The sequence below is a fragment of the Bacillus sp. FSL R5-0712 genome, assembly GCF_038593285.1.
GTDB classification, from domain to species: Bacteria; Bacillota; Bacilli; order Bacillales; family Bacillaceae; genus Bacillus; species Bacillus safensis.
Map to the genome: position 1 here is coordinate 1,230,947 of NZ_CP151981.1, position 21,930 is coordinate 1,252,876.

Here is a 21,930-nt window from a genome sequence, read left to right on the forward strand (position 1 = left end):
TTAATTTGTTCTTGATTTGAAAAAGTCTATCAGCCATTCAGATAGCTGCTGTTGTGCTTTGCTGACAAATCGATCTGCATAATAAATTAATTCCAAGTGCCGGACAGGTGCTGGCTCAGCAATAGGAATCGAAACAATATTGGGCCACGTCGAATGTTGTTTTAGTAATCCTCTTGGCTGAATGGTTGCGCCGATTCCCGCTTCAACCAGCTGCAATAGCGAAGATGCAGACCCAACCTCCATGGCAGTGTCCAGTTCAACACCCTGTTCTTTACATACGTCATCTACTAAATCCCTTCCAAGATATCCCTTCGGATACATGACCAACGCATGCTGAGTCAGCTCTTCTAAAGTCACTTCACTCTTTTGGGCGAAATCACTTTCTGAATGAACAAATAATTCGTAGGGCTCACTACCAAGTGGAATTTGAACGAGACGCTTATCCGCAGGCCCTTGAAGTCCGATGCCGAGATCTACTTTATGTGAAAGGACTTCGTCACGAACGAAGATATTTGAATATGCCTTCAGATTGGTTTCGGGGTAAAGTGTTTTAAATTCTACAAAAAGTGGCACCAGCTGAAAATCAAGATCGGAGGGGAGTACTGCGAGACGAACGGTTCCTCGTTTTTCTGATAATAGTTCTTTCATCGCATTTTTTGCATCTCTTTCAGCTTGAAGCATTTTCATGCCATATTGATAAAGCAGCGAACCAGCTTCGGTAGCAACGACTTTTTTGCCGATTCGATCAAAGAGCGGCATCCCAACTTCTGCTTCAAGCAGTCGAATTTGCTGGCTAAGTGTAGGTTGTGATATGCCTAGCTGCTCAGCAGCTTTTGTAAAATGCAAATGATTGAATACAGCCATAAAATAGGTAATATGCCGGGTATCCATTTGTCTTCCTTTCGTAAATGATAGTTTTCTCCTATCATCATAATACGAATTATTGTATTGATCAATGAATGCAGCAGATTTATACTCAAAGTAACCTTAACAAGATGAGAGAGAAAGAAGGGTATTGATGAAAAAAATATATTATTTAGCCGCTTTATTTTTAGCGGCATTAAACTTACGTCCGATCATTACTTCCGTAGCTTCCATGATGAGCATGATCCAATCAGAGCTTGGCGTAAACGCACTGACAGCAAGTCTTTTGACCACTTTGCCTGTTCTTTGTATGGGAATATTTGCTCCTGTTGCGACGATACTCAGCCGGCGGTTTGGTTTAGAGAGAACGCTGTTTTTCTCGATTCTTCTTATCACGATTGCCACCGCACTGCGTGGTACAAGCCAATCGGTTGCTATCCTGCTCATGACTGCTTTTGCAGGAGGTGTAGGGATTAGCTTCGCGGGTCCTTTATTGTCTAGTTTTATTAAAAAATATTTCCCGAGAAATCCTGGTATCGTCAGTGTGTATTCAATTTCGATGACGATAGGTGCAGCGCTCGCATCCGGCTTCACCATTCCAATTTATCTGCGTAGCCAGCATCATCTTCCATTTGCGTTGTCCTGCTGGGCTATTCTAGGAGTGATTGCACTTATTCTATGGGTCGGTTTAGTTCGCAAAAATGAGCAGAGTGATCATGTAACTTTGCCGTTAAAATTGCCGTTGAGAAACAAAAAGGCCATACAATTCACCTTGTTCTTTGGCTTTATGTCCAGTATGTTTTATTCTTTGACGGCATGGATTTCACCGATTGCTCTTAGTTTCGGAAACAGTCCGCAATATGCTGCCATGCTCTTGACCATATTTACACTCATTCAGATTCCGGTGGCACTACTCGTTCCAGCGGTCGTTACTCGATTAGGAAAACCGAAATTATTTCTCATCTTATGCAGTTTGTCTGAACTCATTGGTCTTATCTTTCTTCTTCTGCCAATGCCGATCTTGCCAGCCGTCATTTTCCTAGGTATGGGTGCAGGTGGATTATTTCCTTTAGCGCTTATGCTTCCGATTATGGAGACGAGCACTCCGGAGGAAGCCGGAACATGGTCCGCGATGTCGCAGATGGGCGGGTACATCGTGGGTGGATTCGGTCCGTTTTTCATTGGCTTGGTTTTCGATCTAAGCGGACATTTTTATGCTTCCATTGTGGCAATGCTTGTCATCGTCTCGTTAATGATTGGCGTTCAGTTATCAATGAAACTTGGTAGAAAAGCAGGAGAAGTGTCGAGTTAAATAATGCTGCTTCACATTTCAATAAAAACGGGGGAATTCTATTGCTCATTCGAGAAGCAAAAACGATCGATTATCCACAATTAAGGCAAATTTATTTAGAATCACGGCGCCAGAGCTTTCACTGGCTCAATCCAGAAGAACTCAATCTGCAAGATTTTGATCAAGATACGCAGGAAGAGCAAATTTTCTTAGCTGAGGAGAACAATAAAATCCTTGGATTCATTTCTCTATATGTACCAGATCGTTTTATTCATCTCTTGTTTGTACATCCTGAAGCTGCTGGTCAAGGGGCTGGCGATCTGCTGCTCAAACAAGCGATAAAAGTTTTGGGAACACCGGTCACCCTCAAATGTGTCTCCGAAAATCACAAAGCTTTATCTTTTTATCAAAAAAGAGGCTGGAAGGCTGTTGTAGAAGAAGGAGAACCTGGGGCGGAATACTGGGTGCTTATTTATGAATAGAAGTCTTTTTATCTTATCATTCACAGGGCCCTTTATAGGGCTTTTTTGCGGTTTCTTTTCGGTGTCGAATGGTTCATAAAATGATAATATATGTCATTATAGGGAAAATAGAGGAAGGGGTAGGGGCTGATGGAGAAAGTGCTTTCTTCTCACGTCGGTTTGAAAATCAATGAATGGTATTATCATATTCAAAGATTTAACGTACCGGACGCCGAAGCATATAAAGAGGAAATCAAATCAATGCTTGATCATATGGAAGAAAATCAAGATTTATTATTGTATTTCTCACTCATGGAGTTCAGACATAAATTAATGCTTGATTACTTGAATCCTTTAGAAAATGGGAAAGAGCGGGCTAACTTCAAGGAGCTCGCAATGAAGATCAAAAGGGACCAAGAGAAATTAACAGGATTACTCGAGTATTACTTCAATTTTTTCTACGGCATGTATGAATTTGAAAACTATGAATACCTAAATGCGATTACCTTCTATAAACGGGCAGAAAAAAAGCTGTCTCTTGTCAGTGACGATATTGAACGGGCCGAGTTCAATTACAAGATGGCTGAAATCTATTACCACATGAAACAAACCCACATGTCTATGCACCATATCGCACAGGCGATACAATGTTATCGAGAAAAAGATACATACACTGTAAGAGAAATACAATGTTCTTTTGTGATCGGATTAAACTATATAGATATGGGCTGCCCCGAAAAAGCAATACCCCATTTTCAACACGCACTAGAAAAAGCCGCCGACAATTCAACAAAACGATTAAAAGGATCAGCACTCTATAATTTAGGGTTGAGTTATTTTCATAATAAAGAAATAGCACAAGCAATTATTCATTTTAATGACTCAATTCGAGCATTTAGAGAACAGGGATACGAACATTTAAATAGAATCTTAGACCCGCTCATTATGTTGTCAAAAGCCTATTTCAAAAAGAAAGAACAGGATTTAGGTATATATGCTTTAAATAACGGCATAGAACTATCTGAAAAGCTGAAAGATCATGTGCTGTTATTGATATTCAAATTTTTAAGGGCACTATACGTTGACAACAACTTTGAACAATTGGAAAAGATAATGGAATTGCTAGAAATAAAGTCAATGTATCCTGATCTTGAAGATTTAGCCAAAGATGCTGCAAAATATTATAATGAGATGGGAGATAAAGACAATGCGATGCATTTCTATGAAAAGATTCTTTATTTCCAAACTCAAGTGAAACGGGGGGACTGTCAGTATGAAATTTAAAACGTTATCAGTCGTATTCGTGATGATAAGTGTCATCAGTATTGTTGGTTATTTTACATCTGAAGTGACAGCAAGTCATGATGAAGCTAGGAGAGGTCATACTGCAAGTATCGGTTATACAGCTTAAATAAAAAGCCCCTTAAGGGCTTTTTATTAAGTTTATCTCATGCATTTAAATGATCTAGGATTGCTTGCTTTAAATATCGATATTGATCATCATTCGTATCTTCAAATGCTTCTTCTCGATTAGAAGGTACATCCATATAAACGATTTCATCAGAGAATTGTGAAGAAGTAAAGTCGATTCTTGTTCCATTCACTACGTTGTAAAAGTGCCATCCATTGGGTAATGCAGTTTTGTTTATTTTTCCGCCTAAAAGATCATGTACGACTAAAGAAGTGACGCCGCATTGTCCGTTTGCCGGGTTGTCTTTACTCCATTTTGAGCTAGATTGAGAAGACCATGCTTTAAAAAGAGCATCAATGATTTCGTCTGTCGTGTAGAGGTTCATCATAAAAATCCTTTCTATTTAAAAGCGAAATGAATATAGTATCTGTTTAGTCTATAGTAGATTTTTTTTCGATCAAAATCCAGATGCTATACTTGATTAAACCAATATAACAATGAGGGTCATGACAGGAGGAGCATGGAGTGATATTCATCATAGGCATTGTAATCGCTTTTATTGTTGCTATTTTAGGCTTTACTATTTTCGTAGATATAGGTAATGGGCTGGGAACGGTTTTTAGCATCATCGGTGCAATGGTCATTTTATGGATAGCAGGTAGGCTGCAAAGACAAAAAGAAAAGAATGATCCAAACATATTATTAGATAAAATGATGATGCTTTTTCAAGAAGACGGTTTTCAGGCATCAACATACATCTTTTCACAAAATGTTGATAAAGGCTTTGCGATTGATGATGAGCGAAAAGTAATGCGCTTTATTACACACCAACCTGGCGGCTCATCTCGAAAATTCAGGTTTGAAGTCACTGAGCTTTCCTTGAAAGAGTTGAAACAAGTTGACATGTTAGAAGATGGTGTACCGATTGAACAATCTACTGAGAGTGATAATAATGAAGAGATCTCGACACTTGAATTAAGATTAACTATGAATGATCAGGAATCATCAACGATCACGATCACCTTCCTGCAATTTGATGTGCCAGTTCGTAAGAGCGACGCCGAATATTCGACTGAACGACAAAATCTGGAAGAGATTTATCGTGAAATTGATTCAATGATGAAATCTGCGGTTTAATAAATGACTGTTCATAAAGAAGAAATCACAGTTTGAGGTGGTTTCTTTTTTATGTCCATCAAGACAAAAGCTGGTTCAATCATTGCGGTTGAATGTTTTTCTCAAAAATGAATAAAGATAGACTAGACACGAAAACGAACATTGATATCGAAATGACTGGAGGAAACATACATGCAAAAGCTTTGCAGGGAAGTCTGGATCGAGGTCAATCTTGACGCGATTAAAAGAAATATCGAAGCCATTCAAGCGCATATTCCAAGGAAAAGCAAGATCATGGCTGTCGTAAAGGCGAATGCTTATGGACACGGTTCAGTTGAAGTAGCGCGGCAGGCACTAGAAAGCGGTGCGACAGAGCTTGCGGTTGCCAGCTTGGAAGAAGGCATTGTATTGCGGAGAGCAAAAATTGAAGCACCGATTCTGGTCCTTGGATTTACCCCTCTCGACTGTGTGAAAAGGGCTGCAGCCTGGAGAATTGACCTCTCCGGCCTTCGAGAAGACTGGATTGTTCAAGCAAATGAGATCTTAGCGGAAGAAGAAAGTCAGCATCGCCTTGGGATTCATGTCAATGTTGACACAGGGATGGGACGATTAGGTGTACGGACAAAGGAAGAGCTGTTAGAGGTGGTGGAGGCGCTTGAAAAGAGTGAAAACCTGAGGTGGGATGGAATATTTACGCATTTCTCCACTGCGGATGAGCCTGACCCTGATTTCACACTGCTGCAGCACAGCATTTTTATTGATTTTCTTCGTTTCTTAAAAAAACAAGACATTACTTTGCCCACGGTACATATGAACAATACAGCGGCTGCCATCGCATTTCCTGAATTTAGCGCAGATATGATACGGCTAGGCATCGGACTATATGGACTGTACCCATCGCAATACATTGAGAGTTTAGATGCTGTTAAGCTAGAGCCCGCTCTCAGTTTAAAAGCAAGGATTGCATTCGTGAAGGAAATGGTGACAAAGCCAAGGACCGTCAGCTATGGGGCAACCTATGTAGCAAAACCTGATGAAGTGATAGCAACCATACCAATCGGTTATGCAGATGGGTACTCACGAGCATTATCCAATCGAGGATTTATGCTTTTCCGTGGAAAACGAATGCCGATTGCTGGCCGCGTCACCATGGATATGACCATGATCAGTTTAGGAGAAATGAAAGCAAAGCAAGGCGAAGAAGTCGTCATATATGGTCGTCAAAAGGGCGGAGAAATTTCTGTCGATGAAATCGCCGAAATGCTCAATACGATCAACTACGAAGTCATCGCCACCTTAAGCCGCCGCGTCCCAAGATTTTACCGTCGAGGCGGGAAGATTATTAAAATATCGACACCGGTGATGTATGTGTGATCTCAATTTAAGCAGACTGCAAAATTCGATTAGCCCCCTTTACATGGCAAGGGGGCTAACTTTCACGACTTAAGCACGATACTCTTTATCTAAAATAAGAATTGGTTTAATCGTAGATCCATTTTTAGAATCTTCAAAGGCTTGTTCAATATCTTCTAATTCGTAGAATTTTGCTAGTTTCTCAACTGGGAATCGTCCATTTTTAAAGAACTTCACTAGTTTAGGAATAAGTAGTTGTGGAACGGCATCCCCTTCTATCACACCTTTTAATGTGAGAGCATTGATCATTAGGTCATTTGTTACATTAAATGTTAAATCGCGCTTTCCTACTGCTACTGTTGCACAAGTCCCTTTGACACGCAGGCAATGAAGGGCAGCTAGAGTGACTTCTGGTACACCAGTTGTTTCAAATGAGTAATGTGCACCTTTGCCTTCTGTTATCTCCTTAATTTTTTCAGCTGGATTCTCATGCTTACTGTTGATGATATGTGTTGCACCTAATTCTTTTGCTAACTCAAGGCGGCTATCATGAATATCAACGGCAATAATCGGATCACAGCCAGCGATTTTAGCTGCCATTAACCCACTTAAACCAACAGCACCTGTACCGAACACTACAAAGCTTGTACCTGGTGCTGGAGCAAGTGAATTTAAGACAGTACCGCTCCCGGTCATTAAGCCGCATCCGAATGGGCCTAAATAACGCAAATCGGTTTCTTTGTCTACTTTCACCACATTTTTCTCATCAACGGTGGCATATGTACCAAATGACGATTGACCAAAAAATTGCGATACATCTTGGTGATCATGTGTATGAAGTGGCGTTTCATTATGCTTATTACGACCAGAGAAATTCAAAGGCATCATGTTCTCACATCCACCTGCGTTCCCATCTAGACAATTATGACAATGACCACAATAAGCGAAGCCTAGTACAACGTGGTCTCCTTCTTGAACGGTTGTGACATTAGAACCTGCTTTGACTACAATGCCAGAGCCTTCATGTCCTAATACAGCAGGCCGTGGGACAGGAAGCGTTCCATCTAATACTGTCGCATCAGTATGACAGACGCCAGATGCAACAATTTTGACAAGCACTTCATCTGCTTTTGGGTCATCTAGTAATAACGTTTGTTTCTCGAAATCTTTTTCATTTGTTGTGACCATCGCTTGAATTTCCATATCATGTGCCCTCACTTTGTATAGTATAATATTTAATAAAGTTAGATCAAATGTCACAAAAAATTCATTTCTTTATGACTAATTTGATTGTAGGACGAAAGATTTTTCGTTTCAATCAGCAAAAAAACTTTTTTGTATAGGTTTTCAACACACAGGAATTTATGTATCTCTAATCAACATTTTTTAAAAAGTGTCTAAAGGAGGGGCCAATGATCAAAAAAGAGGATCGCCGTGTTGAGCGAACAAAAGAAACACTTCGGCAAACATTCAAAATACTAGTAAAAGAAAAAGGATATTCGCACGTAAAAGTAAAGGATATTGTGGAAAATGCAAACTATAATCGGACGACGTTTTATGTGCATTATGAAAGTAAAGATGAACTAGCAGCAGATTTTATTTATCGGGAAATGGAAGATTTCGAATATGAATTTTGTAAGCCGACTCGTGAAAATCCCCTGTTAGACTTAACTCGCATGAAACCAGAGGGCACCTATGTATTTCAATATATCGTCGAAAATCGCGACTATTATGATTTATTAGTGATGGAAGATCGCATCCCGCAAATACAAGAACAATTGCTTAAGAAAATACAATACATCTTCCAAAATAGAATGTCGTTTGTGAGTGATCAGTATGCAGAAATCAACGACAGTTATTTTATCCAATATCGTTCATACGGCATCTTTGGTTTTATCATTGAATGGATTAGAAATGACTACAATGCGTCCCCCTCTGAAATGGCACGCCGCATTATCAATTTATTATATAATCAATCCTCGCTCATGATTGAGCTGAATGGCGATGAACCGATTATTAAACGTGATGCTTAGAACATATCTTCACCACACAATATATTTTAATGATTGAATGAATGACTTATTGATTTATTGAATGAGAATGAAGCCTTTAAAGTTCCATTGAAGAAGATGTAAAATTATATTTTTTGCATTTGAGGTACTCATGTGCTTTATCAAATTAAGAATTTAAGCTTTTTGTTCAAAAAAGATAAAGTAAGCCGGAGAGGTCTTCATTTGCGTTCATTGAAAGATATGTTCAGAGAGAAAAATACAGATAAATTTGATATATGTAGAAAGATATTAATAGAAATGTGTGCATCCTGAATTTATTATGGGACACAATTGTAAAATTTAAATGTTATTACAAATATGTCGATAAAAGGAGGGACATTTAAATATGGAGGAAAGAAACGATGAAAAAAGGTTTATTCTTAGTGCTTTTGACCATTTTTATGATGGTCACAATTCATCCGTTAAAAGCTCATGCTGCTGAAACAAATGGGTGGACGAAGCGAGCGGACTTACCGGAAGAGCGTATCGGAGCAAGTGTAGGAGTAGTTGAGGGGAAAATATATGTATTCGGTGGGGCAAGTCAGCAGTCTAAATTCAACAATTCGACATATATGTATGATCCTAAAACTGATTTGTGGTCAGAAAAAGCAAGTATGCCTAGATTAAGAACAGGAGCTGCCTACGCAACAGTAGGTAAAAAAATCTATGTTATTGGCGGTCTTACTGATACAACTAAAACAGTTCACAAAACCATCGATGTTTATGATACGGAACTAGATCAATGGACAGAAGAACCGATTCAGATGCCTGAGAAATTTATATATACATCCTATATAAATGGTTCCTTAAGAGCAGTTACAGTTGGAGAAAAAATTTATATAGTGGCATCTTTATCAAGCTCTCAAGTAAATTTTTACTCCTATGATACGGTGAGTGGAGAGTGGGAAAGCTTAGATAATTCTCAATTAACTTCTCGTCAAGGGAGAAGTATTGCAGAGATAAATGGAAAGTTATACATTGCTGGTGGTGAGGCTAATGTTAGCCGAACGAATGATAAAAATATTTTAGAATATGATATGACGCTAGAGAAGTGGCAACGCTTAAAGGATATTCAATTAAATTCTTTTGCTTATGAAGCTGCATATGCGACATACAATCATAAATTATTTATGATTGGTGGTCAGAGAATTGGAGATAGATCGAGTAAATTATTAAAACAAGTCCAGATATTTGATCCAAAAACTAGTCAAGTCCAAGATTCTTTATATGAAATCCCTGAAGGAAGAGTTGGATCTATGGCAGCTATTGCTGATGATCAATTATATGTTATTGGTGGAAGAGATTATGCTGAATCAATTGGTAGTTATTCTGTCAAAAACAATTTTAAATCTGTTATCTCTATTCCATTAAAAAATCTGCAAAAAGTGTCAAAGGATCAGGATGAAACAAAACCAGATGATGGCACAAGCGAAGAACCGAAAGATCAAGACGGAACAAAACCAGATGATGGCACAAGCGAAGAACCGAAAGATCAAGACGGAACAAAACCAGGTGATGGCACAAGCGAAGAACCAAAAGATCAGGATGGGACAAAGCCAGGTGATGGCACAAGCGAAGAACCGAAAGATCAGGACGGGACAAAGCCAGGTGATGGTTCAACTGAAGAACCAAAGGATCAAGACGGAACAAAACCTGGTGAAGAAGCAGCAAAAGGCATACTTTCAATTACGATGATAAACGGGCTGCAAAAGGATTATTTGCTTTCAATGAAAGAAATCAACGATTTTCTTAACTGGTATAAAGAAAGAAGCTTTGGAATTGGTATGAACTTCTATGAAATCAATGATGAACACAATAAAGGTCCTTTCACAAGTAAGAAGGATTATGTGGTGTACCAAAATATCTTAATGTTTGATATCAAGCAATACTGAAATTCATAAATGTTAAGCTGCTGATAAGAGATCAGCAGCTTTTTATTTTGATAAAATTGTTAAAATTAGGATTAACGTCATGAAAAAATAAGATATTTTTTTAAAAATCTGCTAAACATCCTATAAACACATCCGATAATAGAATTGTCAGGGTTGATAAGCCCTAGAATAAAGGACTTTTTTCAGACAAGGACGTCTGTCAGGTCCCACATACATGGAGGTAATAGGAAATGAGAATTAACCACAATATCGCAGCACTTAACACATTAAACCGTTTGTCTGCAAACAACGGTGCGAGCCAAAAGAACATGGAGAAACTTTCTTCTGGTCTTAAAATCAACCGTGCAGGAGATGACGCAGCAGGTCTAGCAATCTCTGAAAAAATGCGTGGACAAATCCGCGGATTAGAAATGGCTTCTAAAAACGCACAAGACGGTATCTCTCTTATCCAAACAGCTGAAGGTGCATTGACTGAAACTCACTCAATCCTTCAACGTGTTCGTGAACTAGTTGTTCAAGCTGGAAACACAGGTACACAGGATAAAACTACTGATCTTCAATCTATTCAAGATGAGATTAAAGCTCTACAAGAAGAAGTAGATGGTATCTCAAATCGTACAGAGTTTAACGGTAAGAAATTGTTAGATGGTACATTTAAAGCTCCTGCTGATCCTGCAGCACCAGCTGCTGGTGAGCAATCTTTAGTTTTCCAAATCGGTGCTAATGCAACTCAACAAATTTCAGTGAACATCGAAAAAATGAGCACTGATGCACTAGGAGTTAAAGATCCAGCTGATACAACTGGAAGAACAATCTTAGCTAATCAATCTGTAAAAGATATTGATGTAACTAAATTTGCTGATAATGCAGCAGATGCAACAGATGTTGGTTTTGATACTCAATTGAAAATCGTTGATGCTGCTATCAACCAAGTATCTGCTCAACGTGGTAAACTTGGTGCAGTACAAAACCGTCTAGAGCACACAATCAACAACCTTAGTGCTTCTTCTGAAAACTTAACAGCTGCTGAGTCTCGTATTCGTGACGTTGACATGGCGAAAGAAATGAGTGAGTTCACTAAGAACAACATTCTTTCTCAAGCGTCTCAAGCTATGCTTGCACAAGCGAACCAACAGCCACAAAACGTACTTCAATTACTACGTTAATGACAGGCCCCTATATGGGGCTTTTTTTTATGCTTCTTTTCTTCACATTTTCTTCAGTCTTATGATTCTTAAATCCCTCTGTTAAATCATGATAAATGACCTTTAATTTTGGCATACTCTAGCGAAACGATCATAGTTAATGAGACTTTATCCTTATTTATTCCTTTTTTGTTAAACATATTCCAGTTAAGTTCGATAAATGGATTGTAAGGCTTACAAAAAAATTCTAATTTAGAACTTTTGGATAAGGACGTCCAATTGGTTCAAACACACGGAGGTCATTTAACATGAGAATTAACCACAATATCGCAGCACTTAACACATTAAACCGTTTGTCTGCAAACAATGGAGCAGGGCAAAAGAACATGGAAAAGCTTTCTTCTGGTCTTCGAATCAACCGTGCAGGAGATGACGCAGCAGGTCTTGCCATCTCTGAGAAAATGCGTGGACAAATCCGCGGATTAGAAATGGCGTCTAAAAACGCACAAGATGGTATTTCTCTTATTCAAACAGCTGAGGGTGCATTAACTGAAACACATGCGATTCTTCAACGTATGCGTGAATTGACAGTTCAAGCGGGTAACGTGGGTACTCAACAAACAGAAGATTTAACAGCTATTCAAGAAGAACTCGATGCTTTGGTTGAGGAAATTGATGGTATTTCTCAGCGTACAGCATTTAACGGAAAGCAACTGTTGGATGGTACTGTTGAGGATGGATTCCAATTTCAAATTGGAGCGAACATTGAGCAAAATATCAATGTAAAGATTGGTAAAATGGACGCTGAAACACTGACTGTCAAAGATATTAAAGTAAATGAAGAAGGCTTTAACTTTGACACTGAAGTAGCAAAAATCGACGTAGCAATCGGCGCTGTATCTAAACAGCGTTCAGCTCTTGGTGCAGTCCAAAACCGTCTAGAGCACACAATCAATAACCTTGGTGCTTCTGCTGAAAACTTAACAGCTGCTGAGTCTCGTATTCGTGACGTTGACATGGCGAAAGAAATGAGTGAGTTCACAAAGAACAACATTCTTTCTCAAGCATCTCAAGCAATGTTAGCGCAAGCAAACCAGCAGCCGCAAAACGTACTTCAATTATTACGTTAATGAAAAAGCCCCCTTTATCGGGGCTTTTTTTGTTTCAATCGAATGAGAGCAAGTGCTCTAGACGAAAATCAGGAACCGCTTCATGGAAAAAAGCTCGGTTGCCTTCATCGTTCTTTTGATCCCATTGCTTCCACCATTCAGCGGTTTCTCCTGAGGTGTCAGCTTGAATCATGTCGTTCAGCTGTTCTAAGTTGATGATTTCTCTCGGTTCTGTTAAGAAAGAATGCATCCGGTGATACGCTTCAAGTCGTTTGGGCTGTTTTGTGACAATGGCGTATTGTACGTAGCGATTTAAAAATTCCTGTACGAACGTCAAATGGGGGATGGGTGTTTCCCCTTTTAACTCGACACCGTCCCACGCCATATCAGCAATTGCACAAAGCCACCAGCCAAGTTCACTCGTTTGCTGCATTTGTTGTAATGTGTCCTTTTCAAAAGACAGCCGCTCATTTTTTTGTGCTTGTTTGAGCATACGGTGAAGTGTTTGTGCTTCGAGGGCAGCCTTTGTCATGCCCTGTCCATGAATGGGATCTAACGTACACAAGGCATCGCCCATCACCAATAATCCACTTGGCCAATCCTGCATGTGTTCATAGTGATGTCTCAAGCAAGAAGGAACTCTAAATCCTTTTGGTTTTGTAAAGGGCGTTAAATGGGTGATGGCTTCTGCTATCGCTGGATGGGTCAGTGCAGCGGTTTCTGAATCAAATTGATCTGCATCCGTTGTTGGATAATGTGAACCGCCAGCTGCAGAAAGAAGCACAGCTACTAAATCATGATCAACCCGTTCAAACAGTCCTGTTGGGATTTGCTTGTCTGGCTGGCCAACTACAACCATTGATTGCAGGGATGGCGCACCTGATGGTATTTGATAATATCTTGTGCTGTAGCCTAGAAACACATGTAACTCATCAGTCTGTGGCAAGGTTAATCCAGCGTCTTTCAACCATTTTGGCAACTTAGACATTCTTCCAGACGTATCGATCACTAAGTCTGCTTTCATTTCATGAAGGCTGCCAGGTTTTACTTGCCGGTCCTTCACGATGAGCCCCATGACCTGATTCGTTCCCTCTTTAAACTGAAGGGAGATGGCTTCATGTTTTTCTAAAAACTGCACACGTTCCTCTTTTACCATTCTTTGCATCAATACCCACTCTAGCATTGCGCGTCTTGTGACGGCGGTTTCTTCTGTATCAGTGAGCGTTAACTCGCCATCTTTTGTGATAAATCGAGAGGTTTGATGCATGGTATTAAATCCGCCCATTACCAGTAACTCTTTTGTATAACCAGGAAATAGACGTTCAACGATTTGCTTGCCAAGTGGCAGCATTCTATGTGGATGAAAGGCTTGAGGAGTGCCGAGACGATTCTCAGGAGAGTCTGGCAGTTCATCCTTTTCAATAATTAAGACTTGATGATAATATGTTGATAAAACTTTTGCAGCGAGCATCCCGGTGATACCTCCGCCAATGACGATTGCCCGCTCATATTTCATGGGTTGTTTCACAACATGCGCCTCCAATGAATACACAAAATGGTTACATGACCATTTCGTCATATGTCGATTCATTAATTATAGCAAATTTACGTTTGAATATAGAAAGGAAAAGTACTTCTTTTTACTCGTAAATATGAAGAATTTCTTCTAATCATCATCATTATTTTTAAAAAGTAACTATTAAATTAAGAAGAACGACCGATAAACTATATAAGGGGGTAGAGAAATTGGATATACTACAGAGTATTGTGACAGCAGCACCTTATATGATGCAGATTTTAAAAAACGAAGTGACGATGGGTGTCATTGATCGAGAGAAATTCTTGCTGTATTTGCCATCGAAAGATGTGGATTTTCAAATTCGTGCTGGAGAACCCATTAAACCAGATGATTTAAATATGAAAAAAGCGCTCAGAGGTGAAACATCAAGTACGTTTGTACCTGAATCGGTCTATGGAATACCGTTAAATGCAATGGGTTTGCCAATTTTTGATGAAAATCAACAAGTGATTGGTGCACTCGCTTTAGGTTTTCCGCTTAAAAATCAATTAGAGCTTGAAGCGTATATGGAGTCATTAAATGACATCATTCATAGTATTCAAGAAAAGGTGCATGTGGTGGCGGCGCATTCGGAGGAGCTTTCTGCGACAAGTGAGGAAATGACCTTACAAACGCAGCAAACACTTGAAAGCTCGAAAAAAACATCTGATATTACAAAAATGATTAAGGGCATTTCGAAACAAACGAGTTTGCTGGGATTGAATGCGTCAATCGAAGCAGCCAGGGCAGGAAAAGAGGGGGCTGGATTTAGTGTTGTAGCCAGTGAGGTTCAAAAGCTTTCAAGTGAAACTTCACGTGCAACAGAAAATATTGAAAGTTCACTGCAAGGAATTTCCTCTAATATACATACATTACTTGAGAGTATGGATCATATGAAAGGTTCATCATCAGAGCAGGCTTTACTTGTGACAGAGTTTAGTGAAATTGTGGAACGACTGACGAGCGTAAGTAAAGAAATGAAAGAATTCATGCAGCATGTGATGTCAACGTAAAAAACGAATCTAAGAGGGATTCGTTTTTTTGATACGCTATTTTCATTTGTTCCGGTCAAAGCGATAATCGTATGTTTCTCCTTTTACCACATTTAAAAATTCATGCCCAATTTGAACAAGCTGTCCATTTTTCCATTTGATGAGAGGGTCTTTGTCAGGGTATTTCCAGTAAATCGTTTTCTTTCGGTGGGTGAGTTTGTTTTCAATTTCTGCTCTAACTGCGTTCTCCTTTAGTTTCCCTCCGCTATGTCGATAGGTGTTGATGATATATGTTCCGTCAGGTGATGTCATCGAGCGGATAAAGGTTCCGTGAGATACGCCTTGAAGAGAAAAGCATTTCCAGTAAATGATGCCAGCGAAGCTAAGGATTAAGATGACAAAGGTGATGGTGGTTTTCTTTTTTAACATGAATTCCTCCAGATGTAGATCACAATATTTCTAATTTATGAGAGAGAATGCAAAAAGATTCATATAGTCCAAAAGTTCTATTCATTTCAATTATCGGTCATTTTTTCTCAAAATTCAACAGATAGCCGAAAAGATAAGGAAAATTTAAGGATGTATTAAGTCGATAGGTCATGCGAAATCCCTTTACAAAAGAATTTAAGATCAGTAGACTTATGCTCATATAGAGAAATGGGGAAGATGGAATGACGCAAATCATTGATACATATCAAAGTTATGAAGAGCTTTCCGCTCATGAAAGAGAGGGAATCGACTATCAAATTCTTCACGAGCGGAAAGGAGATCAGCTTTTGGTTTTGTCCCCTCATGCTGGGGGAATTGAATCTGGCGTGAGTGAGCTCATTCATGAAATCGCAAGTGATGATTCTATGTATTTATTTGAAGGCCTTAAAGTGAAAGGCAATCATGTGCTTCATATTACAAGCACACGTTTCAATGAGCCGGTCTGCCTTTCTCTAGTGCATGCCCATCATTACACGTTTGCGCTCCATGGCTACGGGGAAACGGAGGTGCTTCAAACATTAGTGGGCGGGACAGACAGAGAAAAAGCGGCAGAAACAGTGAAACGTTTAACGCTTAATGGATTTCCCGCAGTGCTGCTATCTGAATCTGATCGCTATTCTGGAACACATCCTCACAATATTAATAATCAATGTCTGACCGGAAAAAGTGTACAACTTGAAATCAGTCAGGCGCAAAGAAGAGCATTCTTTCAAGACTTCAGACGGCGCTATCGCCGTGAAACGCAAAATGAGCAATTTTATCGGTACACAAATGTACTCAAGCAAGTATTAAATCTTTATGGATAAACCCTGTCGCCCTATGCAGAAGAGGCTTACGTTTGATAAACAGCTTCTTTTTCCGCGACCTTCTCGGCTTTCATTAAATAAGATGTAAACTCTTGTTGGAAGCGAATGCCTGCTTTCCGCTGTTCGAACAAGGCGAGCCGCTTTTCAGCGAAAGCCCAGGTGACGTGAAATGTTTGCGCAATGTGCAAAATGGCTTGCTGCCGAAGGTTTGGAAGCTTCATTTGCATCAGCATAAAGGTCGGCACACAAAAGTGATACATGAATTGTTTAGCCTGAAACTCTTGCAGTTCTCGAAAGAGTTTGTGCATCTTGAAATGGTTGCCTGCATGCTTCAGCACATGACAAAGCTCGTGGGCAAAATCCTGCCATTGTTCCTCTGACGATAGAGATCTGTTTAATATAATACTGTAAAGACCTTGATGTTTGATCATCATGCTGCCAGTATCCTCATAGTGGACCCATACATGAAATTCAGAAGCGATCCTTTGCATGTCTCTATAAGCAGGACCGCTTATTTGTAATTTGGCATATAACCGCTTAATCTCTTCTTCTAAATGGGTTAAAAAACCAGTCATTTAAAAACCTCCAAGCAAACGTACGTTCTGTTTTTGGCGTAAAAGAAAAGTCCATATAGGACTAAATAGCTAATGAAGCTATTACTTACTTTTAATATCGGCTTATTTTTAACAATTTTAACATAAAATCAAGGAAAAATGGAATTAATTCCTGTTTTTTTCTTCATTTTTGCGTTTTCCATTACTAAAAAGAGTGGATTGAATTCAAATTTTACCATAGTCTTCTCACTAAAACAAACACAAGTTGTCTTACGAACGCCACCAATTGATGAGAAAGATCAATTCAATTTAGCAAAAGGGAGTGCAGAACATGGTAGAAATTTATCAAGATTTTATTCCAGTTGGAAACGGGAACCGCCCAGGATACGCCATGACACCGATGTATGTGACGGTGCATAACACAGCAAACACGTCAAAGGGAGCGGATGCAAAAAGTCATGCGGCATATGTGAAACGCCCAACGACAGCGGAAAGCTGGCACTTTACAGTGGATGATCATGAAATCTTTCAGCATCTGCCGTTAAATGAAAATGGCTGGCATGCAGGGGACGGAAATGGAAATGGGAACAGAAAGTCGATCGGGATTGAAATTTGTGAAAATGAAGATGGGAATTTCCAGCAAGCGGTCAAACATGCGCAATGGCTCATTCAAAAGCTGCTGAAAGAGCATAATATTCCACTAGCGAATGTGGTCACACATCAGCACTGGTCTGGAAAAGCATGTCCGCGTCTGCTTCTCGCTACATGGGATGAATTTAAAAAAGGAATTGAAACGGCAGGAGACCCTGAAACGGTCATCACGTATGTCGTCAAAAGCGGGGATACGTTAACGAGTATTGCCAAAGCTCATGACGTCACAGTTCAAGATCTTCAGAAGTGGAATAACATTAGCGACCCGAACAAGATTCAAATTGGACAGGTTCTCAAAATTTATCGAAATGATGGAAAAATGATGTATGAGCTGCCAGATGGGATTTTAAAGGTGACTTCGCCTCTAACGAAGGGAGAGCACGTACGCCTCGTCCAAAAAGCGCTTGCTGCTGTTTATTTTTACCCTGATAAATCGGCTGCAGATAAAGGCATCGATGGTGTTTACGGAGAAAAAACGGCGAATGCCGTAGCGCGCTTTCAGCTGGTGAACGGTCTGACAAGTGATGGGGTATACGGTCCTAAAACGAAGGAGAAGCTGCTTAAACTGTTAAATCAGTGAGTGTTTCTGTTTGTATGATTGGATGGCTGTTTCACTCTTTTCAATTAAACGCTTAGTATATGGGGATGGCTGATATTCAGCAAACTGAACATATCTCAGTTGTTTGATTTTCTTTTTCATTTTGGCACCTCAATCGTTGCAGCGTATAGTGTATTGTATGCAAGTCTATGTGAAAATGGAAGCAGGACGCGGATTTCGTTCCGCGTCCTTTAGTGTAATCAAGCCTTTTTATTTTTATACTCATCCAGAAGCTGTTCATTCTTTTTAAAAATTCGCTCAGTATGGGGGCTTACCTTATAATCGGCCATACTGATATGGCGTTTTTTCTTTAAAATCTTAAAAGGGTTTTTCTTAGGATTGTTGTTATCCCCTTGAAGTGCGTGGTCCATCTTCATCACCTTCCTCTTCGTCAGGCAAGATTAGGTCATAAATTGTTGTAAGTGATGTCATTAATAAATAGTCGAACTCCGTGACAATCTCATCGGAGGTGAGCTTAATGACAAAATGAGCATCTGCTACAGAAAATGGGATGAGCACCAAATGACCGAAATCATCGTAATATACTTCCTGCCTGTCAAGCTTCGCCTGAATAAGAGCCCGCTGGTCAAGTGTCCGAAGCAGGTCGTCTTTTTGTTCCTGCATATCGTATGGACAAAGCACCGCTTGAATATTCATCTTGTCGGCAAAAGAATAAATCAGCCGCTCAATTCCCTCTATATATGCCTCTACACTTCCATAATATACATGGATCGGTTCATTTTTCAATAGGTATTGGTACGTTTTTAGTTTATTGAGGTAGGAATGAAGCAAATCGTTATTTTGTTCAAGGAGTTGATGGGTGTCGGTTTCCAGCTCATGATTTCCGAGTTTCTTTATATAGGAGCTGAGAAAGATGAAAGCATCGGTTAATGCGAAAAAAACGGCAATGATCAAGTAGTGCATCCAATCGGTGAAGATAGAAGAAGGGTCATTTGTCCAGTACACAACAGCACCTGCTACATAAATCCAATACCACGTTTTACGAATGGCAAACATCTTTTCTTTTACTTTTTGTTCAAAGCGCCAAACTGCAAATACATACACTGCAAGAGCACCTAGCAATAACCATACAGTCAATTGAAAAAATAATAGCATGTTCTTCTCTCCCATAGACAGATGAATACTTGTTTATTTCTATGGATATGATTGGAAACCCTGCTTCATGAAAAAATGTCCTGCAGGAAAAGGGTTTTTAAGTGTGCGGGCAAATAAAAAAAGACCTGTCAGACAGGTCTTTGATATTAGAGAATCGCATTTAACACAAAGTATATAAGAGCTCCTAGAGTTCCTGAAATCGGTAATGTAATCACCCAAGTGACAAGCATACGTTTTGCCGTACCCCAGTTAACCCCTTTGACTCTGTGTGCAGAACCTACACCTAGAATAGAAGATGAGATCACGTGAGTCGTACTAACAGGTAAGTGAATAAACGTCGCACCGAAGATAATAGCTGCACCCGTTAAGTCGGCAGATACTCCGTTTACTGGACGAATTTTCATAATTTTACCGCCGACTGTTTTGATAATCTTCCAGCCGCCGATAGAAGTACCGAGTCCCATTGCAAGCGCACAAGAGAATTGTACCCAGAAAGGAATGTCGTCTGTTGTATGCAAATTACCTGCAATTAAAGCCATCGTAATAATTCCCATCGCTTTTTGCGCATCGTTTGTCCCATGGGTATACGATTGCAGTGCAGCCGTTAAAATTTGAACACGTCGGAATTGTTTATTTGTTTTTGCGAGATTGTTGTTTCTAAATATAATTTTGATAATGGTATACACGATATATCCCAATACGAAAGCTAGGATAGGTGAAAGCAAAAGTGCTTGAATGATTTTAATGAATCCCGAATAGTTTAAAGCGCCAAAACCGGCAGAGGCAATAACCGCTCCTGCAATTGATCCGATTAATGCATGTGAAGAACTACTCGGAATCCCGTAATACCAAGTAAGCAAGTTCCATGTGATGGCCGCAATTAAAGCAGCCAAGATCACAACAGAGCCGTTTTGAAGTGTAAATGGATCTGCGATATCTTTTGTAATGGATTTTGCCACACCTGTAAATGTCATTGCTCCTAAGAAGTTCATGAACGCTGCCATGATGATCGCATGTCTAGGCTTTAATGCCTTCGTTGAAACTGAAGTCGCAATGGCATTTGCTGTATCGTGGAACCCGTTAATGAAATCAAAAGCAAGTGCACAAATGACAATAAGTATGGTAAGGATGAGTAATGTGTCCATGTTTAACTAACCCCGTTACGCATTCTTCATAATGATTGTTTCTAGATTGTTGGCAACACTTTGACAGGAATCAGCGATTTCTTCAAGTGTTTCGTAAATTTCTTTGTATTGAATCACTTTAATTGGATCTGTTTCTTTTCCAAACAAGTTCTTTAATGATTTACGATGAAGATTGTCACAATTATGTTCAATCTCTTTGATCTTGATTGCGTGCGGATGAATATCTTTCAAGCGATTTTCAGCTAGTAGATCAATTGTGATTAAAATTTCTTTTGCACACTCTCTGATGTAGTGGCTGAATTTGTCGATATGTTCGTCAGAGCTTGTAATTGAGTAAATTTCTAATGTTGCGGAAAAATGCTCAATTCCATCTAAAACATCATCGAGGCTATTCGTCAATTGAAGAATGTCTTCACGTTCAATCGGTGTAATAAAGGCTTTGTTCAGCTCTTTAATCATGGTATGAACATGATTATCACCTTTTGTCTCATATTCCTTCAATGTGTCAGAAAATTCTTTCAGAGTGGTTTGATTTGTTACTTTATAGCTAACAAAATACTCAGCAGTTTCATCTAAATTTTTAGCAATTTCCGTTAACAAGACGGAAAACTTGTCTTTTTTCCTTTTTAACATGTAAAAACCCTCCATTGTATAAATGAGACAATGCACACATCAAATAATTATATATTCTTTTGTCGAAAAAAAACAGGTGTAGTCGAAAATTTCTTCACTTTTTCTATTTGATCTTATTCTGACCTAAAGATGTGATCTCAACACACCTTTTTCTAAAAGGGGAAAAGCAACGAAAAAAGCGGGCCATATTTGGCGCCGCTTAAAGGCTAAGAAGCTGAATGAATCAGCTTAAACCGTTCACAAACAAGAAGCATATCCTCTTTGAATTCTAAACCGTATGATTGGAGTGCTTCTGTGAAAAATTCTTTATGTTCTCTGTACCAATAGTCATAAGATAAGTCGCCTTCACCCTCTGCTTGTGCAAATGATACGGGAACTTCATTCATTGGCATGACATCAACATGTGTAATTTCAATGATGGCTTTTGGCTCTTCTTGGCTGTCCAAAATGACCGCATATTGTCCGGGTTGTGGAAGCGGCTCCTGTTCCTTTTCATAAAAAAGGTGTCCAGAACAAGTGGCTGTTTTTTTTCCTTGCTTTACAAGATCAAGCAAATGATCAGGATCTGAGCCGAATGCCCACGCCGAAACAAACGCGTCAGCAGGTGCTTTTTCTGATTTCTCTTTCCAATAGTCTTCCCAAAATAATCTGCATTTGTTGTTCAATGTTTTTCCCCCTCTTTGTTGTGTTTATTA

General features: G+C 39.4%; 25 protein-coding genes. 13 read left to right on the forward strand and 12 right to left on the reverse strand.

The annotated features are described in order from the left end of the window. Positions 1-891, reverse strand: a complete 891-nt coding sequence (locus NSU11_RS06065; protein WP_024424977.1) for a LysR family transcriptional regulator — start codon at positions 889-891, stop codon at positions 1-3. A 127-nt stretch (positions 892-1,018) separates the two neighbouring features. Between NSU11_RS06065 and NSU11_RS06070 the strand changes: the two genes are divergently transcribed. The 4 genes from NSU11_RS06070 (at position 1,019) to NSU11_RS06085 (ending at position 4,027) form a co-directional block, all read left to right on the forward strand. Further along, complete coding sequence (locus NSU11_RS06070) at positions 1,019-2,176, forward strand: MFS transporter (protein WP_024424976.1); 1,158 nt, start codon at positions 1,019-1,021, stop codon at positions 2,174-2,176. A gap of 41 nt (positions 2,177-2,217) precedes the next feature. Continuing rightward, positions 2,218-2,637: a GNAT family N-acetyltransferase gene (locus NSU11_RS06075; RefSeq protein ID WP_024424975.1), complete on the forward strand. Its 420-nt coding sequence runs from the start codon at positions 2,218-2,220 to the stop codon at positions 2,635-2,637. Positions 2,638-2,766: 129 nt separating this feature from the next. Further along, complete coding sequence (locus NSU11_RS06080; protein WP_341053096.1) at positions 2,767-3,900, forward strand: tetratricopeptide repeat protein; 1,134 nt, start codon at positions 2,767-2,769, stop codon at positions 3,898-3,900. Continuing rightward, positions 3,890-4,027 (forward strand): aspartate phosphatase, encoded by a 138-nt coding sequence (locus tag NSU11_RS06085; protein WP_095408252.1) that lies wholly within the window; start codon positions 3,890-3,892, stop codon positions 4,025-4,027. Before NSU11_RS06080 ends, NSU11_RS06085 begins: the two co-directional genes overlap by 11 nt. Positions 4,028-4,064: 37 nt before the next feature. Here the strand turns inward: NSU11_RS06085 and NSU11_RS06090 are convergent, their stop codons facing one another. Then, positions 4,065-4,412: a hypothetical protein gene (locus tag NSU11_RS06090; protein ID WP_134817552.1), complete on the reverse strand. Its 348-nt coding sequence runs from the start codon at positions 4,410-4,412 to the stop codon at positions 4,065-4,067. A 140-nt stretch (positions 4,413-4,552) separates the two neighbouring features. Between NSU11_RS06090 and NSU11_RS06095 the strand changes: the two genes are divergently transcribed. Continuing rightward, a complete protein-coding gene (locus NSU11_RS06095; RefSeq protein ID WP_342493854.1) occupies positions 4,553-5,164 on the forward strand; it encodes a GlsB/YeaQ/YmgE family stress response membrane protein in 612 nt (203 codons plus the stop codon). A 171-nt stretch (positions 5,165-5,335) separates the two neighbouring features. Then, on the forward strand, positions 5,336-6,517 hold the full coding sequence (alr, locus tag NSU11_RS06100) for an alanine racemase (protein WP_024424972.1): 1,182 nt from the start codon (positions 5,336-5,338) through the stop codon (positions 6,515-6,517). Between the two features lie 69 nt (positions 6,518-6,586). Here the strand turns inward: alr and NSU11_RS06105 are convergent, their stop codons facing one another. Further along, on the reverse strand, positions 6,587-7,699 hold the full coding sequence (locus NSU11_RS06105) for an NAD(P)-dependent alcohol dehydrogenase (RefSeq protein ID WP_024424971.1): 1,113 nt from the start codon (positions 7,697-7,699) through the stop codon (positions 6,587-6,589). A gap of 209 nt (positions 7,700-7,908) precedes the next feature. Between NSU11_RS06105 and NSU11_RS06110 the strand changes: the two genes are divergently transcribed. From NSU11_RS06110 to hag (NSU11_RS06125), 4 genes are all read left to right on the forward strand, one after another. Then, positions 7,909-8,529, forward strand: coding sequence for a TetR/AcrR family transcriptional regulator (locus NSU11_RS06110; RefSeq protein ID WP_024424970.1), 621 nt, complete (start codon positions 7,909-7,911; stop codon positions 8,527-8,529). A 380-nt stretch (positions 8,530-8,909) separates the two neighbouring features. Beyond that, entirely contained in the window at positions 8,910-10,439 is a 1,530-nt protein-coding gene (locus NSU11_RS06115) for a kelch repeat-containing protein (RefSeq protein ID WP_024424969.1), read from the forward strand. A gap of 230 nt (positions 10,440-10,669) precedes the next feature. Continuing rightward, on the forward strand, positions 10,670-11,605 hold the full coding sequence (gene hag / locus NSU11_RS06120; protein WP_024424968.1) for a flagellin Hag: 936 nt from the start codon (positions 10,670-10,672) through the stop codon (positions 11,603-11,605). Between the two features lie 287 nt (positions 11,606-11,892). Beyond that, on the forward strand, positions 11,893-12,714 hold the full coding sequence (gene hag / locus NSU11_RS06125; protein ID WP_024424967.1) for a flagellin Hag: 822 nt from the start codon (positions 11,893-11,895) through the stop codon (positions 12,712-12,714). Positions 12,715-12,748: 34 nt separating this feature from the next. On the opposite strand, the gene NSU11_RS06130 is transcribed toward hag (NSU11_RS06125), so the two are convergent. Further along, positions 12,749-14,221 (reverse strand): FAD-dependent monooxygenase, encoded by a 1,473-nt coding sequence (locus tag NSU11_RS06130; protein ID WP_342493855.1) that lies wholly within the window; start codon positions 14,219-14,221, stop codon positions 12,749-12,751. 218 nt (positions 14,222-14,439) lie between these two features. Between NSU11_RS06130 and NSU11_RS06135 the strand changes: the two genes are divergently transcribed. Beyond that, positions 14,440-15,264 carry a methyl-accepting chemotaxis protein gene (locus NSU11_RS06135; RefSeq protein WP_024424965.1) on the forward strand — a complete coding sequence of 275 codons (825 nt, stop codon included), beginning with the start codon at positions 14,440-14,442 and terminating at the stop codon, positions 15,262-15,264. Between the two features lie 42 nt (positions 15,265-15,306). Here the strand turns inward: NSU11_RS06135 and NSU11_RS06140 are convergent, their stop codons facing one another. Continuing rightward, on the reverse strand, positions 15,307-15,672 hold the full coding sequence (locus NSU11_RS06140) for a DUF5412 domain-containing protein (protein ID WP_029706785.1): 366 nt from the start codon (positions 15,670-15,672) through the stop codon (positions 15,307-15,309). Between the two features lie 242 nt (positions 15,673-15,914). On the opposite strand from NSU11_RS06140, the gene NSU11_RS06145 reads away from it, so the two are divergent. Further along, the gene (locus NSU11_RS06145; RefSeq protein ID WP_024424964.1) at positions 15,915-16,538 is read left to right on the forward strand and encodes a poly-gamma-glutamate hydrolase family protein; all 624 of its coding nucleotides are present in this window, start codon (positions 15,915-15,917) and stop codon (positions 16,536-16,538) included. A 26-nt stretch (positions 16,539-16,564) separates the two neighbouring features. Here the strand turns inward: NSU11_RS06145 and NSU11_RS06150 are convergent, their stop codons facing one another. Further along, entirely contained in the window at positions 16,565-17,113 is a 549-nt protein-coding gene (locus NSU11_RS06150) for an ImmA/IrrE family metallo-endopeptidase (RefSeq protein ID WP_024424963.1), read from the reverse strand. 310 nt (positions 17,114-17,423) lie between these two features. Here NSU11_RS06150 and NSU11_RS06155 point away from each other — a divergent pair, with 310 nt between their 5' ends. Continuing rightward, the gene (locus tag NSU11_RS06155) at positions 17,424-18,323 is read left to right on the forward strand and encodes an N-acetylmuramoyl-L-alanine amidase (protein WP_024424962.1); all 900 of its coding nucleotides are present in this window, start codon (positions 17,424-17,426) and stop codon (positions 18,321-18,323) included. Here NSU11_RS06155 and NSU11_RS06160 read toward each other — a convergent pair. The 6 genes from NSU11_RS06160 to NSU11_RS06185 all read right to left on the reverse strand — a co-directional run bounded on the left by NSU11_RS06160 (position 18,312) and on the right by NSU11_RS06185 (position 21,900). Continuing rightward, positions 18,312-18,443: a type II toxin-antitoxin system SpoIISB family antitoxin gene (locus tag NSU11_RS06160; protein WP_120207232.1), complete on the reverse strand. Its 132-nt coding sequence runs from the start codon at positions 18,441-18,443 to the stop codon at positions 18,312-18,314. The genes NSU11_RS06155 and NSU11_RS06160 overlap by 12 nt on opposite strands. A 98-nt stretch (positions 18,444-18,541) precedes the next feature. Then, positions 18,542-18,718 (reverse strand): type II toxin-antitoxin system SpoIISB family antitoxin, encoded by a 177-nt coding sequence (locus NSU11_RS06165; RefSeq protein WP_080652934.1) that lies wholly within the window; start codon positions 18,716-18,718, stop codon positions 18,542-18,544. Then, positions 18,687-19,457 carry a type II toxin-antitoxin system SpoIISA family toxin gene (locus NSU11_RS06170; protein ID WP_024424960.1) on the reverse strand — a complete coding sequence of 257 codons (771 nt, stop codon included), beginning with the start codon at positions 19,455-19,457 and terminating at the stop codon, positions 18,687-18,689. The genes NSU11_RS06165 and NSU11_RS06170 overlap by 32 nt, the downstream gene beginning before the upstream one ends. Before the next feature lie 146 nt (positions 19,458-19,603). Continuing rightward, entirely contained in the window at positions 19,604-20,602 is a 999-nt protein-coding gene (locus tag NSU11_RS06175) for an inorganic phosphate transporter (protein WP_017359158.1), read from the reverse strand. Between the two features lie 15 nt (positions 20,603-20,617). Then, a complete protein-coding gene (locus NSU11_RS06180) occupies positions 20,618-21,235 on the reverse strand; it encodes a DUF47 domain-containing protein (RefSeq protein ID WP_024426775.1) in 618 nt (205 codons plus the stop codon). Positions 21,236-21,441: 206 nt separating this feature from the next. After that, positions 21,442-21,900, reverse strand: a complete 459-nt coding sequence (locus tag NSU11_RS06185) for an ASCH domain-containing protein (RefSeq protein WP_024424958.1) — start codon at positions 21,898-21,900, stop codon at positions 21,442-21,444. Positions 21,901-21,930 lie beyond the last annotated feature (30 nt).

Bases quoted from the DNA above. Each gene is read 5' to 3' on its own strand.
- NSU11_RS06065 (WP_024424977.1), bottom strand. From the start codon at position 891: ATGGATACCCGGCATATTACCTATTTTATGGCTGTATTCAATCATTTG.
- NSU11_RS06070 (WP_024424976.1), top strand. From the start codon at position 1,019: ATGAAAAAAATATATTATTTAGCCGCTTTATTTTTAGCGGCATTAAAC.
- NSU11_RS06080 (WP_341053096.1), top strand. From the start codon at position 2,767: ATGGAGAAAGTGCTTTCTTCTCACGTCGGTTTGAAAATCAATGAATGG.
- NSU11_RS06085 (WP_095408252.1), top strand. From the start codon at position 3,890: ATGAAATTTAAAACGTTATCAGTCGTATTCGTGATGATAAGTGTCATC.
- NSU11_RS06090 (WP_134817552.1), bottom strand. From the start codon at position 4,412: ATGAACCTCTACACGACAGACGAAATCATTGATGCTCTTTTTAAAGCA.
- alr (WP_024424972.1), top strand. From the start codon at position 5,336: ATGCAAAAGCTTTGCAGGGAAGTCTGGATCGAGGTCAATCTTGACGCG.
- NSU11_RS06105 (WP_024424971.1), bottom strand. From the start codon at position 7,699: ATGGAAATTCAAGCGATGGTCACAACAAATGAAAAAGATTTCGAGAAA.
- NSU11_RS06110 (WP_024424970.1), top strand. From the start codon at position 7,909: ATGATCAAAAAAGAGGATCGCCGTGTTGAGCGAACAAAAGAAACACTT.
- NSU11_RS06115 (WP_024424969.1), top strand. From the start codon at position 8,910: ATGAAAAAAGGTTTATTCTTAGTGCTTTTGACCATTTTTATGATGGTC.
- hag (WP_024424968.1), top strand. From the start codon at position 10,670: ATGAGAATTAACCACAATATCGCAGCACTTAACACATTAAACCGTTTG.
- hag (WP_024424967.1), top strand. From the start codon at position 11,893: ATGAGAATTAACCACAATATCGCAGCACTTAACACATTAAACCGTTTG.
- NSU11_RS06140 (WP_029706785.1), bottom strand. From the start codon at position 15,672: ATGTTAAAAAAGAAAACCACCATCACCTTTGTCATCTTAATCCTTAGC.
- NSU11_RS06145 (WP_024424964.1), top strand. From the start codon at position 15,915: ATGACGCAAATCATTGATACATATCAAAGTTATGAAGAGCTTTCCGCT.
- NSU11_RS06150 (WP_024424963.1), bottom strand. From the start codon at position 17,113: ATGACTGGTTTTTTAACCCATTTAGAAGAAGAGATTAAGCGGTTATAT.
- NSU11_RS06155 (WP_024424962.1), top strand. From the start codon at position 17,424: ATGGTAGAAATTTATCAAGATTTTATTCCAGTTGGAAACGGGAACCGC.
- NSU11_RS06160 (WP_120207232.1), bottom strand. From the start codon at position 18,443: ATGAAAAAGAAAATCAAACAACTGAGATATGTTCAGTTTGCTGAATAT.
- NSU11_RS06165 (WP_080652934.1), bottom strand. From the start codon at position 18,718: ATGAAGATGGACCACGCACTTCAAGGGGATAACAACAATCCTAAGAAA.
- NSU11_RS06170 (WP_024424960.1), bottom strand. From the start codon at position 19,457: ATGCTATTATTTTTTCAATTGACTGTATGGTTATTGCTAGGTGCTCTT.
- NSU11_RS06175 (WP_017359158.1), bottom strand. From the start codon at position 20,602: ATGGACACATTACTCATCCTTACCATACTTATTGTCATTTGTGCACTT.
- NSU11_RS06180 (WP_024426775.1), bottom strand. From the start codon at position 21,235: ATGTTAAAAAGGAAAAAAGACAAGTTTTCCGTCTTGTTAACGGAAATT.